We start from the raw sequence: 15,100 nt of genomic DNA on the forward strand, positions 1-15,100 counted from the left end.
CTGCGCCTGTTGTAAAAACGGCGCCTCGATGAAAATGGAACAACATCGGTCTACCGCAGTACCGTGACGCAAGGGGCGCGTCGCCATAGATCACGGTCACAAGTCGCACGTCCAAGGAGGGCACCGTGTCCGAGGGACCGGAGCAGCCGGAGCAGACCGCCAGCGCCGAGCCGGAGCCTGAGGCCCCGCGCGACGGCACAGGGGAGGCTGCGCAGGCGTCCAGCGAGTGGGGCAGGGTCGCCGAGGACGGTTCCGTGTTCGTGCGCACGGCCGAGGGCGAGCGGCAGATCGGCTCCTGGGCGGCGGGCACGCCGCAGGAAGGCCTGGCCTTCTACCAGCGCAAGTTCGACGGCCTCAAGGCCGAGGTGGAGCTGCTCGAGCGCCGGCTGAGCACCACGAACCTGGATGCCAAGGACGCCGACGCGAGCATCGCCAAGCTGCGCGAGCAGCTGGTGGAGCCGCACGCGATCGGCGACCTGGACGCCCTGCGCGGACGGCTCGACAAGCTGCACGAGGTCGCCGAGCAGCGCCGCGCCGCCAAGCGCGAGGCGCGGGCCAAGCAGCAGGCCGAGGCGGCCGCGCACAAGGAGCGCATCGTCGTCGAGGCCGAGGGCCTCGCGCAGTCCGGCGAGTGGAAGGCGACCGGCGAGCGGCTGCGCGCGCTGGTGGACGAGTGGAAGGGCGTACCGCGCCTTGACCGCAAGTCCGACGACGAGCTGTGGTCCCGGTTCAGCGCGGCCCGCTCGGCCTTCGCCAAGCGCCGCAAGGCCCATTTCGCGCAGCTGGACGCCGAGCGCGAGGAGGTGCGCGCGCGCAAGGAGGCGCTGGTCGACGAGGCGGAGAGCCTGGCCGATTCGACCGATTGGGCGAGCACCGCGCAGCGTTTCCGCGACCTGATGAAGCAGTGGAAGACGGCGGGCCGGGCGCAGCGCGAGGTCGAGGACAAGCTCTGGGAGCGGTTCAAGACCGCGCAGGACACCTTCTTCACCGCGCGCAACGCCGACCTCGACCAGCGCGACGCGGGCTTCCGGGAGAACCAGACCCGCAAGGAGGAGCTGCTGGCCGAGGCGCAGAAGCTGCTGCCGATCTCGGACCTCAGGAGCGCCCGCCAGGCGCTGCGCGGCATCCAGGCGCGCTGGGAGGAGATCGGCCCGGTCCCGCGCGAGGCCAAGCCGCGGCTCGAAGGCTCCCTGCGCGACGTGGAGCGCGCGGTCGCCGACGCCGAGCAGGCCGAGTGGAAGCGCACCAACCCGGAGGCCAAGGCGCGCGCCGAGGCCACGGTCCGGCAGCTGGAGTCCTCGATCGCGAAGTTCGAGAAGGAGCTCGAGCGGGCCCGCGCGGCCGGCCAGCAGCGCAAGGCGGAGGACGCAGAGGCGGCGCTGACCGCGCGGCGCGAATGGCTGGCCCAGGCTCAGGCCGCCCTCGACGAGTTCACTCGATAGCGCCAATCCGGTAATACGACGCCGTCGGCCGCCCGCAGCGCGTGGGCGGCCGACGGCGTTTCAGATCCGGCTCTACTTCGCGTCTGACCGTGCTCGCTCTGACCGGGCGTCAGCGAATCACACGCGGTAGACGTCGTAGACGCCCTCGATGCCGCGCACCGCCTTGAGCACGTGGCCGAGGTGCTTCGGGTCGCCCATCTCGAAGGTGAACCGGGACATCGCCACCCGGTCCCGCGAGGTGTTCACGTTCGCGGACAGGATGTTGACATGCTGGTCGGACAGCACCCTGGTCACATCGGACAGCAGCCTGGCCCGGTCCAGCGCCTCGACCTGGATGGAGACCAGGAACACCGAGCTGGCGGTCGGCGCCCACTCCACCTCGACCATGCGCTCGGGCTGGGCCATCAGCGCCTCGACGTTGCCGCAGTCCTTGCGGTGCACGGACACGCCGGCGCCGCGCGTCACGAAGCCGACGATGGCGTCTCCGGGGACCGGGGTGCAGCAGCGCGAGAGCTTGACCCAGATGTCGTCCATGCCCTTGACCAGCACGCCCGGGTCGCCGCCCGGCCTGCCGCGGCCGCGGCGCCGCTCACCCTTGTCGCCGGGCAGCGCCGGCAGCGTGGACTCGGCCAGGTCCTCGGTCGTGCCCTCCTCGCCGCCGAGGGTCTGGATGAGCCGCTGGACGACCGACTGCGCCGAGACGTGGTTCTCGCCGATCGCCGCGTAGAGCGCGGAGATGTCGGCGTAGTGCAGGTCCAGGGCGATCGAGCCGAGCGACTCGCTGGAGAGCAGCCGCTGCAGCGGCAGGCCCTGCTTGCGCATCGTCTTGGCCAGCGCCTCGCGGCCCTGCTCGATGGCCTCCTCGCGGCGCTCCTTGGTGAAGTGCGCGCGGATCTTGTTGCGGGCCCGCGGCGAGGCGACGAAGCCGAGCCAGTCGCGGCTGGGGCCCGCGGTGGGCGCCTTGGAGGTGAAGATCTCGACCACGTCGCCGTTGTCGAGCTTCGATTCCAGCGGCACCAGGCGGCCGTTGACGCGGGCGCCGATGCAGTGGTGCCCGACCTCGGTGTGCACGGCGTAGGCGAAGTCCACCGGCGTGGAGCCGGAAGGCAGCGGCACCACGTCGCCCTTGGGCGTGAAGACGAAGACCTCGGAGGCGGACAGGTCGAAGCGCAGCGCGTCGAGGAACTCGCCCGGGTCCGCGGTCTCCCGCTGCCAGTCGAGCAGCTGGCGCAGCCAGGCCATGTCGCCGACCTTGTTGCCCTGCGCGGCCGCGTCCGCGCTGCCGGCCGGGCCGCGTACCGCCTCCTCCTTGTACTTCCAGTGCGCCGCCACGCCGTACTCCGCGCGCCGGTGCATCGAGTACGTGCGGATCTGCAGCTCCACCGGCTTGCCCTGCGGCCCGATGACCGTAGTGTGCAGGGACTGGTACATGTTGAACTTCGGCATCGCGATGTAGTCCTTGAACCGGCCGGGGACCGGGTTCCACCGCGCGTGGATGGTGCCGAGCGCCGCGTAGCAGTCGCGCACCGACTCGACCAGGACCCGGATGCCGACCAGGTCGTAGATCTCGGTGAAGTCGCGGCCGCGCACGATCATCTTCTGGTAGACCGAGTAGTAGTGCTTCGGCCGGCCGGTGACCGTGGCCTTGATCCTGGCGCCGTGCAGGTCGCCCTGCACCATGTCGATGACCTGGGCCAGGAACTCCTCGCGCTTGGGCGCGCGCTCGGCGACCAGGTGCACGATCTCGTCGTACATCTTGGGGTAGAGGATCGCGAAGGCGAGGTCCTCGAGCTCCCACTTGATCGTGTTCATGCCCAGGCGGTGCGCCAGCGGGGCGTAGATCTCCAACGTCTCGCGGGACTTCTGCTCCTGCTTCTCCCGGCGCATGTAGCGCATGGTGCGCATGTTGTGCAGCCGGTCGGCCAGCTTGATGACCAGGACCCTGATGTCGCGGGCCATCGCCACGACCATCTTGCGCACGGTCTCGGCCTGCGCGGCCTCGCCCAGCTTGACCTTGTCCAGCTTGGTCACGCCGTCGACCAGCAGCGCCACCGTGTCGCCGAAGTCGCGGCGCAGCATCTCGAGGGTGTAGTCGGTGTCCTCGACGGTGTCGTGCAGCAGCCCCGCGCACAGGGTCGGGATGTCCATGCCGAGTTCGGCCAGGATCGTGGTGACCGCGACGGGGTGGGTGATGTACGGGTCGCCGCTCTTGCGCCGCTGGCCGCGGTGGTACTTCTCGGCGATCTGGTAGGCCCGCTCCAGGGTGCGCAGGTCCGCCTTGGGGTCGCTGGCCCGCACGATGCGGAACAGCGGCTCGAGGACCGGACTGGGGCCGCCGGGGCGCGGCCCGCCGAGACGCGCCAGCCGGGCGCGAACCCGGCTGGAGGTGGCAGGCGTGGCGGGGCGTTGGGAGGTCTGTGGCGCGGCCTGGGTCGTGGCCTGCGGCGCGGGCTGGCCCTCAGCGGGGTCGGCGGCGGCGGGAACGGCGGCCGTGGCGGCGGTCGACGACTGCGCGGGGGCGTGCTCGGGCTCCGGGCCTGCGGGCGCGGCCGACGGTGCGGGCGCTGCCGTCCCGGTCCGCTCTTCCTGCTGGGCTCGTACCGCTGCCTCCGGCGTGGTCGTCAAGCGACTACCTCCCTGTCCCGGTCATGTCAGGGTCAACGGGGTGCGCCGCCTCAAGATTCCGGGCCTTTCGCTCCATCCTAGCGGTGCCGGGCGGCGCCGAGGATGAAGATTGGATCTAGACGGTATTCGATCTAGACGGTGTTGGATCTAGACGGTGTTGGATCTACACAGTCAGCAACGCGGTCACGGGCAGCTGCGGGCTTTCCGCGGCCAGCCGGTCGCGGCCGCCGAGGAAGCCGAGCTCCATCAGCACCGAGACGCCCACCGGCTCGGCGCCGCACTGCCGGATCGCCTCGATGGCGGCCGCGGCGGTGCCGCCGGTGGCCAGCACGTCGTCCACGATCAGCACGCGGTCGCCGGGCTGGAACGAGTCCTGGTGGATCTCCAGGGTCGCCTCGCCGTACTCCAGCGCGTAGGAGACCGCGAAGACCGCGCCGGGCAGCTTGCCGGCCTTGCGCACTGGAATGAACCCGATCTCGGCCTCCACTGCCACGGGTGCGGCCAGGATGAAGCCGCGCGCCTCGAGCCCGACCACCTTGGTCGCCCCGGCCACGCGCGCCTGCCGGGCGAATTCACCGGTCATCGCGCGGAACGCCGCCGGGTCGGCGAGCAGCGGGGTGATGTCCTTGAAGACGATGCCCGGCTTCGGGTAGTCGGGCACGTCCCGGATGCGCGAGGCGAGCAGGTCAGCAATCACGGGGCCACTGTAGTGGCAGCTCGAAAAGCAGATCGCCCGGGCATCGGCGTAGCGCGCCCGGCACTGCGCGACTGTCGGCGGGAAACGTACCGGCGCGCAAAGCAGATCGCCCGGGTACCGCACCCTCACGTCGAGAACGACGATCGGGGGCAGTACCCGGGCGCGGGCCTGTTAACTGGGCGGCGTGCGCTCAGCGGCGCTTGGACCGCGGCTGGTTGCGCACCGGCTGGTTGCGCGGACCGCGCGCTCCGGCCGCCGACGCTCCCGCCGCTGCGGGCTTCGCGTCCTGCGGTTCGGCCTGCTCGGCGACGACCACCGCCGCGGGCACCTTGCCGGCCTTGGCGTCCGCCGCCGCCTTCGCGGCGAGCCGCTGCTCCTGCGCGCGCACCGCCGGCTCGAGCTCCTTGAGCCACACCAGCATCGGAGTGGCCACCAGGATCGAGGAGACGGTACCGGCGCCGATGCCGACCAGCAGCGCGAGCGCGAGGTCCTGGAGCACCGCGGCCTGCGAGACCGTGCCGCCGAGCAGCAGCGAGGCGACCGGGATCAGCGCGATCAGCGAGGTGTTGACCGAACGCACCAGGGTCTGGTTGACCGCGAGGTTGGCGGCCGGGCCGTAACCCATCTTGTTCTGGTCGACCAGCTGCCGCTTGTTCTCCTTGACCTTGTCGAACACCACGACCGCGTCGTACATCGCGTAACCGAGGATGGTCAGGAAGCCGACGACCGTGGTCGGCGAGACCTCGAGGCCGGACCAGGCATACACGCCCACGGTGATCACGATGACGTTGATCAGCGAGGTCAGCGCGGCGACGGCCATCTTCCACTCGAAGAAGAGCGCCAGGTAGACCGTCAGCAGCGCCAGGAAGATGATCAATGCCTCGATGGCGGCCGTGGACACGTCGTGGCCCCAGCTCGCGCCGACCAGCTCGTTGGTCACCTTGGTCGGGTCGATCCCGGCCGCCTTGGCCAGATCCGCGCTCAGCTTCTCCTGGGTCTTGGAGGAGATCGTCGTCGTGGTCACGGTGACCTGACGGCCGCCGCCGACGACCTTCTGCTCCTGCACGGTCGGCGCGGGCACGCCGTCGGCCTGGGCGATCGAGGTGACCTGGTCGGTGCTGAGCGTCGCGCTCGGCACGGTGATCACCGAACCGCCCTTGAAGTCGACGCTGAAGTGCAGCCCCTGCACCACCAGGCCGAGAATCGAGAGCAGCAGCACCGCACCGAAGATCGCGGCCCAGCGCCGGCGCCGCCCGACGATCTCGAAGGAGACCTCGCCCCGGTAGAGGCGGTTTCCGAGGGAATCGCGCCCGGCCATCAGACATCCACCCGCTTCGTCTCGTCGCTCTGCACGCCGTTGGCGTCGGCGGCGGCCTGCTCCGCGGCCTTGCGCCGCTCGGCGATCGTCATCCGCCGGCCTCCGGCACTCGCCGGGGCGCGGAACGTGGTCCGGGTGCCGCCGAGCCGCTCTGGATCGAGGCCGGACCACTTGTGCCCGCCGCCGAAGAACTCGCTCCTGGCCGCCAGGGTGATCAGCGGCTTGGTGAACAGGAACACCACGACGATGTCGATCACCGTGGTCAGGCCCAGGGTGAAGGCGAAGCCCTTCACCGAGCCGATGGACATCAGGTACAGCACCGCCGAGGCGAGGAAGGACACGAAGTCCGAGGCGATGATCGTGCGCCGGGCCCGGTGCCAACCGTGCTCGACCGCGGTGCGCAGGGTCCTTCCTTCACGCACCTCGTCGCGCAGTCGTTCGAAGAACACGACGAAGGAGTCCGCGGTGATACCGATGGCCACGATCAGACCGGCGACGCCCGCCAGCGAGAGCGTGAAGCCCATCAGCGGGCCGAGCAGCACCGCCGAGGAGTAGGTCAGCAGCGCCGCGACGATCAGGCTGGAGATCGCGATGGAGGCCAGGCCCCGGTAGTAGAAGATCACGTACAGGAACACCAGGCCGAGGCCGACCGCGCCGGCCAGCAGGCCGCCGGACAGCTCGTGCCCGCCGAGGGTCGGGGAGACGATGGAGACCTGGGAGATGTCGAACCGCAGCGGCAGCGCGCCGTAGTTCAGGACGGTGGCCAGGTTGTCCGCGTCGGTCTGCGAGAAAGTGCCGGTGATCTGCGCCTGGCCGCCGGTGATGGCGCCCTGGTTGACCGCGGGGGCCGACTCGACCACGCCGTCGAGCACGATCGCGAACTGGCCGCTGCCGGTCTGGCTCGAGTACTGCTGGTAGAGCTGCTGGGTGGCGGTGGCGAAGTCCTTGGTGCCCTTGGCGTCGAAGTTCAGGTTGATCTGCCAGTTGCTGGTCACCGTCTGCCCGGCCATCACCGGGGTGGCGCTGGCGCTCTTGACGTCGGTGCCGGCGACCTCGGACGGGCCGAGCAGGTACTTGGCGGTGTTGTCCTTGTCGCAGGTGGCCACGTAGTCGGTCGGCAGCGCGTCGGCGGCGGCCTTGGCCGCGGCGTTGGCGGTGGTCTTGTCGGCGCAGTTGAGCGTCGCGAAGACGGCGGCCGCCTTGCTCTCGGAGGCCGAGGCGGCCGTGCTGGCCGAGGAGGAGGCGCTCGGCGTCGCGGAGGCGGACGCCTTCGCCGTGCTGGAGGCGGAGGCCGCGGGGCTGGCGCTCGAGCTCGCGGCGTCCTTGAGCGTGGTCAGCTTCTCGGCCTGCCCCGAGGCCTTGGCGCTGGCCGACGCGGAAGCCTTGGGCGCGGCGGAGGAGGAGGCCTTGGCCGACGAAGAGGCCGAAGGCGCGGCGCTGCCGGACGCGGACGGCGACGGGGAGGTGCTCGCCATCGCGCTCGCGGCCGCCGACTGCAGCACCGGGCGGAAGTAGAGCAGCGCCATCCTGCCGACCTGGTCGACCAGGGTCTGCGAGTTGTGGCCCGGGATCTCCACCTGGATCGTGTTCGAGCCCTGCTGGGAGACCTGCGCCTCGGACACGCCGAACGCGTTGACGCGCTCGCTCATGATGGTGACCGCGGTACCCATGGCCCCGGCCGGGATGGTGGTCGTTCCGGGCGCCGGGCTGGCGGTGAACACCGCGCTGGTGCCGCCGGCCAGGTCGATCGCCAGGTGCGGCTTGGTGTTCCCGGTCCCGAACATGGTGGCGTACAGCGCCACGACGAGGACCGCCAACAACGCCAGCGGCCGCCAGGGTCCCTGCCCCGCCCCTCCGGCCACCCACCCACGGGCCCCGGAGCGCCTCCCGCTCCGGGTCTTCCTCGCAGCCACGTTGCACTTCTCCTGTGTCATCACGGTCTCGACACGGCCGTTCCCAGGCGCCACTGGCCGCCGGCCGCTTGAGCGGCGGGCGGCCGGGCGGAACCCGGGCGGTGCCGTGCTTGGGACGGTTGCGCACCGTCCGGCGTTTCCCGCCCGCGGAGAATTCTTCGGCGATTCTCAGCCGCGATCCCCGGGAACCGGCCGAAAAACCGCCGCGCGGCGGGATGGTCTACCTCGTCGTGCTACCGCTTCGTGGCGGGAGAAGCCGTGTGCAGCTCCTCCTGCGCCCCGGTCTCCTGCGCGCCCGCGGGCACCTCGTCCTGCGGCTCGGCCGCGGCCTCGGGCTCGTCGGTGCTCTCGCCGGTCAGCGCCTCGGGCTCCTCGCCCTCCGCGGGCTCCTCGGCCTCGGGCTCGGCGGGCGCCACGACCCCGGCCACGGCGGACTTGACGAACTTGAGCCGCACGCCGGGGGTGGTCTCGACGACCACGTGCTCGTCGGTGACCTCGACGACCTCGCCGACCAGTCCCCCGATGGTGCGGACCTCCGCGCCGAGCGTGAGCGCGTTCTGCAGCTGCGCCGCCTGGGCCTGCCGCTTCTTGTTGCCGCGGCTGGTCATGAAGATGAAGACGCCGCCGATGACGACGATGTAGATCAGCAGTAGGTTCACGATTTATCGGCTGTCCTATCGGGACCGTCCCACGGTTCGACGCGGTGGCGATCGTCTGCGCGGAGCGCGCAGGCACTCCAGGTCACGCGGAGTCTATGCGCTCATACCCGCACGAAACAATGAGACCAGGCCACGACGTGATCCCAAATCGGGAGCACTCGCGCCAATGCAGTGCCCGACTACGCGCCCGGGTTGCCGGGATCGTCGCCGAATAGCCCGGCTTGCCCCGGTGCGGACTGGCCCGGCACGGTCTGGTTCCAGGCCGCGCCGCCCGGCGCCGGTCCGGCCGGCATCGGCAGCCCGAGGTGCGCCCAGGCCGCCGCGGTGGCGATACGGCCGCGCGGGGTGCGGGCCAGCAAACCCTGCCTGACCAGGAACGGTTCGGCGACCTCCTCGACCGTGTCGGTCTCCTCGCCGATGGCGACGGCGAGGGTGGACAGGCCGACCGGGCCGCCGTTGAAAAGGCGTAACAACGCGCCGAGCACGGCCCGGTCCAGCCGGTCGAGGCCGCGCTCGTCCACCTCGTAGACCTCCAGGGCGGCCCGCGCGGCGTCGAGGGTGACCCGTCCGTCCCCTCTGACCTGCGCGAAGTCCCGGACGCGGCGCAGCAGCCGGTTGGCGATACGCGGGGTGCCGCGGGAGCGGGAGGCGATCTCCGCGGCGCCTTCGGCCTCGATGTCCACGCCGAGCAGCCGCGCGGAGCGGTGCGCGACCCGTTCCAGGTCCTCGGACTCGTAGAACTCCATGTGCCCGGTGAAGCCGAAGCGGTCGCGCAGCGGGGCGGGCAGCAGGCCGGAGCGGGTGGTCGCGCCGACGAGGGTGAACGGTGGAAGTTCCAAGGGGATGGCGGTCGCGCCCGGTCCCTTGCCGACGATGACGTCGACCCGGTAGTCCTCCATCGCCATGTAGAGCATCTCCTCGGCGGGCCGGGACATCCGGTGGATCTCGTCGAGGAAGAGCACCTCGCCGTCGGCGAGCGAAGAGAGGATGGCGGCCAGGTCGCCGGCGTGCTGGATGGCCGGGCCCGAGGTGATCCGGATCGGCGCGCCGAGCTCGGCGGCGATGATCATGGCGAGGGTGGTCTTGCCCAGCCCGGGCGGGCCGGCCAGCAGGATGTGGTCGGGCGCGGTGCCGCGGCCCTTGGCCGCGTGCAGCACCAGTTCGAGCTGTTCGCGCACCTTGCGCTGGCCCACGAAGTCGGTGAGCGACTTGGGGCGCAGCGCCGCCTCGGCTGCGCGTTCGTCGGTGTCCGCGCTCGCGTCCATCAGCCGCGGCTCGTTGGTCATTGCGCTCTCCCCCGCCGGTTATCGCTTCAGACTGCGCAGTGCGGCGCGCAGCAGGACGGGCAGTTGCGGGGTGTCGCCGCGGGCCTCGGCCTCGGCGGCGACCGGCTCGACGTCGGCGAGCGCGGCCTCGGCGTCCCGGGCGGTCCAGCCGAGGCCGGTCAGCGCTTCGAGCAGCTGGCCGCGCCAGGGCGTGACGCCGGGCGCGGCGCCGCCGGCCGCTGGACCTCCGGAGGCGCCCTGCGCGGCCGCGCCGCTGGGTGCGCCGAGCCGGCCTTTGAGCTCGATCAGCAGCTTCTGCGCGCCCTTCGGCCCGATGCCGGGCACCAGTGTCAGCGCCCTTTGGTCCTGAGTGGCGAAGATGGTGCGCAGCGTGTCCGGGCGGTGCGTGGCGAGCATGGCCTGCGCGAGGCGGGGACCGACTCCGCTGGCCGTCTGCAGCAGCTCGAAGACGGTGCGCTCGTCGTCGTCCGCGAAGCCGTAGAGGGTGAGCGAGTCCTCACGCACGATCAGACTCGTGGCCAGGCGGGCCTGCTGACCGACCGTCAGCTGCGCGAGCGTGCCGGGCGCGCAGTGCACGAGCAGCCCGACCCCGCCGACTTTGACCACCGCCGCGTCCGGGGCGAGCGTGTCGACCTGGCCCTCGACGAAGGCGATCACGCGGCGCCGCCGGACGCTGGCAGTTTCCGCACGCCGCTCATCTGAAGCCGCCCTTCCGCCGTCCACGTTCCCTGTGCATCGGCACGTTACCGGAGGGCAGCGACACTCCCTGGCGTTGCAGCGCTTCGGCGATCCGATCGGCCGCGCCGCCGCGCCAGACGTGGCAGATCGCGAGGGCCAGCGCGTCGGTGGCGTCGACCGGCTTGGGCGCCTCGGCGAGTTTCAGGATGCGTACCACCATCGCGGCGACCTGTTCCTTCTGCGCGCGCCCGTCACCGGTGATCGCGGCCTTCACCTCGCTCGGCGTGTGCATCGCGACCGGCAGCCCGCGCTTCGCGGCAGCCACCATGGCGATCCCGGCGGCCTGCGCCGTGCCCATGATCGTACGAACGCCCTCTTGCGCGAACATCCGCTCCACGGCGACCGCGTCGGGCTTGTACGTGTCCAGCCACTCGCTGATCTGCTCGTCGATCGAGAGCAGCCGCCGGTGGATCGGCTCCTCGGCGGGCGTGCGCACCACTCCGGCGGCCACTATCGACAGCGGGGCGCCGATACGTCCCTCGACCACGCCGACGCCCATCCGCGTCAGTCCCGGGTCCACGCCGAGAACTCTCACGGCGCTCAGCCGCGCGGGTCGATGACGGAAATGCCCGCGTCCTTCGCGGCGAGGGCGAGGCGGTCGTCGTACGTCGCGATGCCGTCCAGGTCCGGCAGCAGGACTCGGGCCGTGGCCAGGTGGATGGCATCGAGCGAGCGCAGCATGCGGTCCGGCTCGTTCATCGCGGCCTCGACGATCTCCTCGTCGATCGGGATGAAGTCGAAGGCCAGCAACAGCGCCCGAGCCTCCGGCAGCGCCGCGGGCAGCGCCCGGGAGACCGCACGCACCACTTCGATCCGCAGGAGTGCGGAGCTGACCCAGGCGGATCCCGCCGAAGCGTCGTAGAACTCGGCGAACGCATGGGAATGCGACTCCTCGGCCACCAGCTTGAGCGCGGCCGAGGTGTCGATGTAGTAGAGGCTCACCAGCGATCCCCGTCCCGCGACTCGGCCAGGGCCTCGCCCAGCCGGTCGGTGCCGTCGCCGGACCGCATCCGCGGCCGGAAGCCGGGACGCACCGCGCGCTTCAGCCGGCCCGCCTCCACCAGGCGGTCGAGCGCCGGGATCGGCTCGTGCTCCTCGACCGGGACGATGCGCGCCACGAGCCGCCCGTACTCGGTGATGTCGATCGTCTCGCCGTGCCGGACCCGCGCCAGCACCTCGCTGGTGTTGTGGCGCAACTCGCGCAGGCCGACGGCGTGCTCGTGCAGTGCGGTCATGGCCGAAAATGTAACACAAAAATGTATAACATGCCCGCACGCGGCCGGGCGGCGGCTACTCCTCGTCGAGCTTGGCCATGATCTCGTCGGACACGTCGAAGTTGGCGTAGACGTTCTGCACGTCGTCGCTGTCCTCGAGCGCGTCGATGAGCTTGAAGATCTTGCGCGCGCCTTCCTCGTCCAGCTGCACCTGCATGGTGGGCATGAACGGGGACTCCGCCGAGTCGTAGTCGATCTTGGCGTCCTGCAGCGCGGTGCGCACCGGGATCAGGTCGCCGGGCTCGGAGAGCACCTCGAAGGAGTCGCCGAGGTCGTTGACCTCCTCGGCGCCGGCGTCCAGGACCGCCTCCAGGATCGAGTCCTCGGTCAGCCCGTCGCTCTTGGGCACGATGATCTGGCCCTTGCGGCCGAACAGGTAGGACACCGAACCCGGGTCGGCCATCGAGCCGCCGTTGCGGGTCATCGCGACCCGGACCTCGGAGGCGGCCCGGTTGCGGTTGTCGGTCAGGCACTCGATCAGCACCGCGACGCCGTTGGGGGCGTAGCCCTCGTACATGATGGTCTGGTAGTCCGCGCCGCCGGCCTCGGCCCCGGAGCCGCGCTTGATCGCGCGGTCGATGTTGTCGTTGGGTACCGAGCTCTTCTTCGCCTTCTGAATGGCGTCGTACAGGGTCGGGTTGCCCGCCGGGTCGCCGCCGCCGGTGCGCGCGGCCACCTCGATGTTCTTGATCATCTTCGCGAAGAGCTTGCCGCGCTTGGCGTCGATCACGGCCTTCTTGTGCTTGGTGGTCGCCCACTTGGAGTGGCCGGACATGCCCTCGCTCCTTCTTCCAAAACCCCGTCGTCACGGACTACACGGAGTCGCCAGCGGACTCGTCTCTGGCCGCCGCGGCCCTGCGCGGCGGCGGGTTCAGCGGGCGGCGCGCGCGATCTGCGCGAAGCGGCCGTGCACGCGCAGGTCCCCGGTCAGCTCCGGATGGAACGAGGTGGCCATCAGCGCGCCTTGCCGAACGGCGACGATCCTACCCGCGCCGGGACCCGCCGTGACCCGCGCCGTGACGCGCACCGCCGGATCGACCTGCTCGACCCACGGCGCGCGGATGAAGACGCCGTGCAGGGTTCCGGCCGCGCCGGCCGCGCCTTCCGCTCCGTCAAGGCCGTCGAACTCGATCGGGCCCTCGAAGGAGTCGACCTGCCGGCCGAAGGCGTTGCGGCGCACGGTCATCGCGATGCCGCCGAAGGTCTCCTGGCCGGACGCCGCGTCGAGCACCCGGTCGGCGAGCATGATCATGCCGGCGCAGGAGCCGTAGGCGGGCATCCCGCCGGCGATCCGCTTGCGCACCGGCTCGAACAGCTCGAAGGCCGTGGCGAGCTTCCACATGGCGGTGGACTCGCCGCCCGGGATGACCAGTGCCTCGACCGCGTCGAGCTCGGAGGGGCGGCGCACCGTGACGGCGCGCGCGCCCACCGCGTCGAGCATGGCCAGGTGCTCGCGCACGTCGCCCTGGAGGGCGAGCACGCCGATGGTGACGGGCTGAGACGCCGTCACCAGCCGCGCCCGGCGTAGCGCTCGGACTCGGGCAGGGTGTCGATGTTGATGCCGACCATCGGCTCGCCGAGCCCGCGGGAGACCTTGGCGATCACGTCGGGGTCGTCGTGGAAGGTGGTGGCCTTCACGATCGCCGCGGCGCGCTTGGCCGGGTCGCCGGACTTGAAGATGCCGGAGCCGACGAAGACGCCCTCGGCGCCGAGCTGCATCATCATCGCCGCGTCGGCCGGGGTGGCCAAGCCGCCGGCGGTGAACAGCACGACCGGCAGCTTGCCGGTGGCCGCGACCTCCTTGACGATCTCGTACGGCGCCTGGAGGTTCTTGGCGGCCAGGAAGAGCTCGGACTCGTCCAGCGTGGTCAGCCGGCGGATGTCCGCGCGGATCTGGCGCATGTGCCGGGTGGCCTCGACCACGTTGCCGGTGCCGGCCTCGCCCTTGGAGCGGATCATCGCGGCGCCCTCGGCGATCCGGCGCAGCGCCTCGCCCAGGTTGGTCGCGCCGCACACGAACGGGACGGTGAAGGCCCACTTGTCGATGTGGTGGGTCTCGTCGGCCGGGGTCAGCACCTCGGACTCGTCGATGTAGTCGACGCCGAGCGACTGGAGCACCTGCGCCTCGACGAAGTGGCCGATCCGGGCCTTGGCCATGACCGGGATCGAGACGGCGTTGATGATGCCGTCGATCATGTCCGGGTCGGACATGCGGGCCACGCCGCCGTCCTTGCGGATGTCGGCCGGGACGCGCTCGAGCGCCATGACCGCGACCGCCCCCGCGTCTTCGGCGATCTTCGCCTGCTCGGGGGTGACCACGTCCATGATGACGCCGCCCTTGAGCATCTCGGCCATGCCGCGCTTGACGCGGGCGGTGCCGAGCTGCGGGGCCGCGTCGGACTGGCCGGGAGTGGGGTTGGTGGACACAGCTGACCTCGCTCGCGGGTACTCAGGCGTGATGGAGACGCATCCATCTTATGACCTGATGAGCCTGATCCCGGTTCACGGCCTGTCAGAAGCGTCCCACCTCAGGCTTACGCTGTGCGGAGTGACCCGAGGTAGTGACTCTTACCAGGAAAGCGCGGGTCTTAGCGGGCGAAGACGGCGGGCGGCTCGTCGTCGATCTCGAAAGTCGGCTTATCGGGAGCGCGACCGGCGAGCCGGAAGTACCGCACCCGGCGATATCCGCGGATCTGGCGTACCGCACGCACCGACTCGTTGTGGAAGCGCCGCGCGAGCTGGACCCTCCGCATCGACGCGCCAAGCTCCTGGACCAGATCCGCGCCCTCGGGCGTCTCGGCCAGCTGCTTGAGCTCCTCGGGATCGTCGAACGCCGCGCGCAGGTCGCGGGTGAGCGCCGATTCGGCAGGTTCGCGCTCGTCCTCGGTCGCGATCTGGGCGCTGCGCGCGGCGGTGGCCAGGATGACCGCGGTGGCGACGTCGAGCAGTCCGGAGCGGGCGAGCTCGAGGGTCGCGGCGGAGCGGCGGACCAGTTGCGCGTCGAGGGCCACGCGGGCCGCGTCGAGGCGCACGTGCAGCCGGTCGAGCCGGGTCGCGGTCCAGCTGAGGTAGAGACCGAACAGCAGGATGAGGACCGCGACCAGGACGACGATCTCGGTGTACTGGGTCAGGACGAGCTTCACCGCTG

General features: G+C 71.1%; 15 protein-coding genes. 1 reads left to right on the plus strand and 14 read right to left on the minus strand.

Features of this window, described 5'->3' with window-relative positions; all coding sequences use genetic code 11:
• Positions 1 to 254 precede the first annotated feature (254 nt).
• Positions 255 to 1,442, plus strand: a complete 1,188-nt coding sequence (locus VFB40_RS09730) for a DUF349 domain-containing protein (RefSeq protein ID WP_414642074.1) — start codon at positions 255 to 257, stop codon at positions 1,440 to 1,442.
• A 117-nt stretch (positions 1,443 to 1,559) separates the two neighbouring features.
• Here VFB40_RS09730 and VFB40_RS09735 read toward each other — a convergent pair whose 3' ends face one another.
• The 14 genes from VFB40_RS09735 to VFB40_RS09800 form a co-directional block, all read right to left on the minus strand.
• Positions 1,560 to 4,067, minus strand: a complete 2,508-nt coding sequence (locus tag VFB40_RS09735) for a RelA/SpoT family protein (RefSeq protein WP_324849101.1) — start codon at positions 4,065 to 4,067, stop codon at positions 1,560 to 1,562.
• Between the two features lie 163 nt (positions 4,068 to 4,230).
• Positions 4,231 to 4,764 (minus strand): adenine phosphoribosyltransferase, encoded by a 534-nt coding sequence (locus tag VFB40_RS09740; protein ID WP_324849103.1) that lies wholly within the window; start codon positions 4,762 to 4,764, stop codon positions 4,231 to 4,233.
• 190 nt (positions 4,765 to 4,954) lie between these two features.
• Entirely contained in the window at positions 4,955 to 6,082 is a 1,128-nt protein-coding gene (gene secF / locus VFB40_RS09745) for a protein translocase subunit SecF (protein ID WP_324849105.1), read from the minus strand.
• Positions 6,082 to 7,944 carry a protein translocase subunit SecD gene (secD, locus tag VFB40_RS09750; protein ID WP_324849107.1) on the minus strand — a complete coding sequence of 621 codons (1,863 nt, stop codon included), beginning with the start codon at positions 7,942 to 7,944 and terminating at the stop codon, positions 6,082 to 6,084. Before secD ends, secF begins: the two co-directional genes overlap by 1 nt.
• Positions 7,945 to 8,228: 284 nt before the next feature.
• The gene (gene yajC / locus VFB40_RS09755) at positions 8,229 to 8,654 is read right to left on the minus strand and encodes a preprotein translocase subunit YajC (RefSeq protein WP_324849109.1); all 426 of its coding nucleotides are present in this window, start codon (positions 8,652 to 8,654) and stop codon (positions 8,229 to 8,231) included.
• A gap of 179 nt (positions 8,655 to 8,833) precedes the next feature.
• A complete protein-coding gene (gene ruvB, locus VFB40_RS09760; protein WP_324849111.1) occupies positions 8,834 to 9,940 on the minus strand; it encodes a Holliday junction branch migration DNA helicase RuvB in 1,107 nt (368 codons plus the stop codon).
• 18 nt (positions 9,941 to 9,958) lie between these two features.
• A complete protein-coding gene (ruvA, locus tag VFB40_RS09765; protein ID WP_324849113.1) occupies positions 9,959 to 10,597 on the minus strand; it encodes a Holliday junction branch migration protein RuvA in 639 nt (212 codons plus the stop codon).
• Positions 10,598 to 10,634: 37 nt separating this feature from the next.
• The gene (gene ruvC / locus VFB40_RS09770) at positions 10,635 to 11,213 is read right to left on the minus strand and encodes a crossover junction endodeoxyribonuclease RuvC (RefSeq protein ID WP_349261416.1); all 579 of its coding nucleotides are present in this window, start codon (positions 11,211 to 11,213) and stop codon (positions 10,635 to 10,637) included.
• 5 nt (positions 11,214 to 11,218) lie between these two features.
• Positions 11,219 to 11,620 carry a type II toxin-antitoxin system VapC family toxin gene (locus tag VFB40_RS09775; RefSeq protein WP_324849117.1) on the minus strand — a complete coding sequence of 134 codons (402 nt, stop codon included), beginning with the start codon at positions 11,618 to 11,620 and terminating at the stop codon, positions 11,219 to 11,221.
• Positions 11,617 to 11,913 carry a type II toxin-antitoxin system Phd/YefM family antitoxin gene (locus tag VFB40_RS09780; protein ID WP_324849119.1) on the minus strand — a complete coding sequence of 99 codons (297 nt, stop codon included), beginning with the start codon at positions 11,911 to 11,913 and terminating at the stop codon, positions 11,617 to 11,619. Before VFB40_RS09780 ends, VFB40_RS09775 begins: the two co-directional genes overlap by 4 nt.
• A gap of 55 nt (positions 11,914 to 11,968) precedes the next feature.
• Positions 11,969 to 12,727 (minus strand): YebC/PmpR family DNA-binding transcriptional regulator, encoded by a 759-nt coding sequence (locus VFB40_RS09785; protein ID WP_324849122.1) that lies wholly within the window; start codon positions 12,725 to 12,727, stop codon positions 11,969 to 11,971.
• Positions 12,728 to 12,823: 96 nt separating this feature from the next.
• Complete coding sequence (gene pdxT, locus VFB40_RS09790) at positions 12,824 to 13,462, minus strand: pyridoxal 5'-phosphate synthase glutaminase subunit PdxT (RefSeq protein WP_324849124.1); 639 nt, start codon at positions 13,460 to 13,462, stop codon at positions 12,824 to 12,826.
• Positions 13,459 to 14,379: a pyridoxal 5'-phosphate synthase lyase subunit PdxS gene (pdxS, locus tag VFB40_RS09795; protein ID WP_324841566.1), complete on the minus strand. Its 921-nt coding sequence runs from the start codon at positions 14,377 to 14,379 to the stop codon at positions 13,459 to 13,461. The genes pdxT and pdxS overlap by 4 nt, the downstream gene beginning before the upstream one ends.
• 161 nt (positions 14,380 to 14,540) lie before the next feature.
• The gene (locus VFB40_RS09800; protein WP_324849126.1) at positions 14,541 to 15,095 is read right to left on the minus strand and encodes a hypothetical protein; all 555 of its coding nucleotides are present in this window, start codon (positions 15,093 to 15,095) and stop codon (positions 14,541 to 14,543) included.
• Positions 15,096 to 15,100 lie beyond the last annotated feature (5 nt).

The organism is Actinocrinis sp., from assembly GCF_035650855.1.
Taxonomy (GTDB): domain Bacteria; phylum Actinomycetota; class Actinomycetes; order Streptomycetales; family Catenulisporaceae; genus Actinocrinis.

Bases quoted from the DNA above. Each gene is read 5' to 3' on its own strand.
- secF (WP_324849105.1), bottom strand. From the start codon at position 6,082: ATGGCCGGGCGCGATTCCCTCGGAAACCGCCTCTACCGGGGCGAGGTC.
- ruvB (WP_324849111.1), bottom strand. From the start codon at position 9,940: ATGACCAACGAGCCGCGGCTGATGGACGCGAGCGCGGACACCGACGAA.
- VFB40_RS09780 (WP_324849119.1), bottom strand. From the start codon at position 11,913: ATGACCGCACTGCACGAGCACGCCGTCGGCCTGCGCGAGTTGCGCCAC.
- VFB40_RS09785 (WP_324849122.1), bottom strand. From the start codon at position 12,727: ATGTCCGGCCACTCCAAGTGGGCGACCACCAAGCACAAGAAGGCCGTG.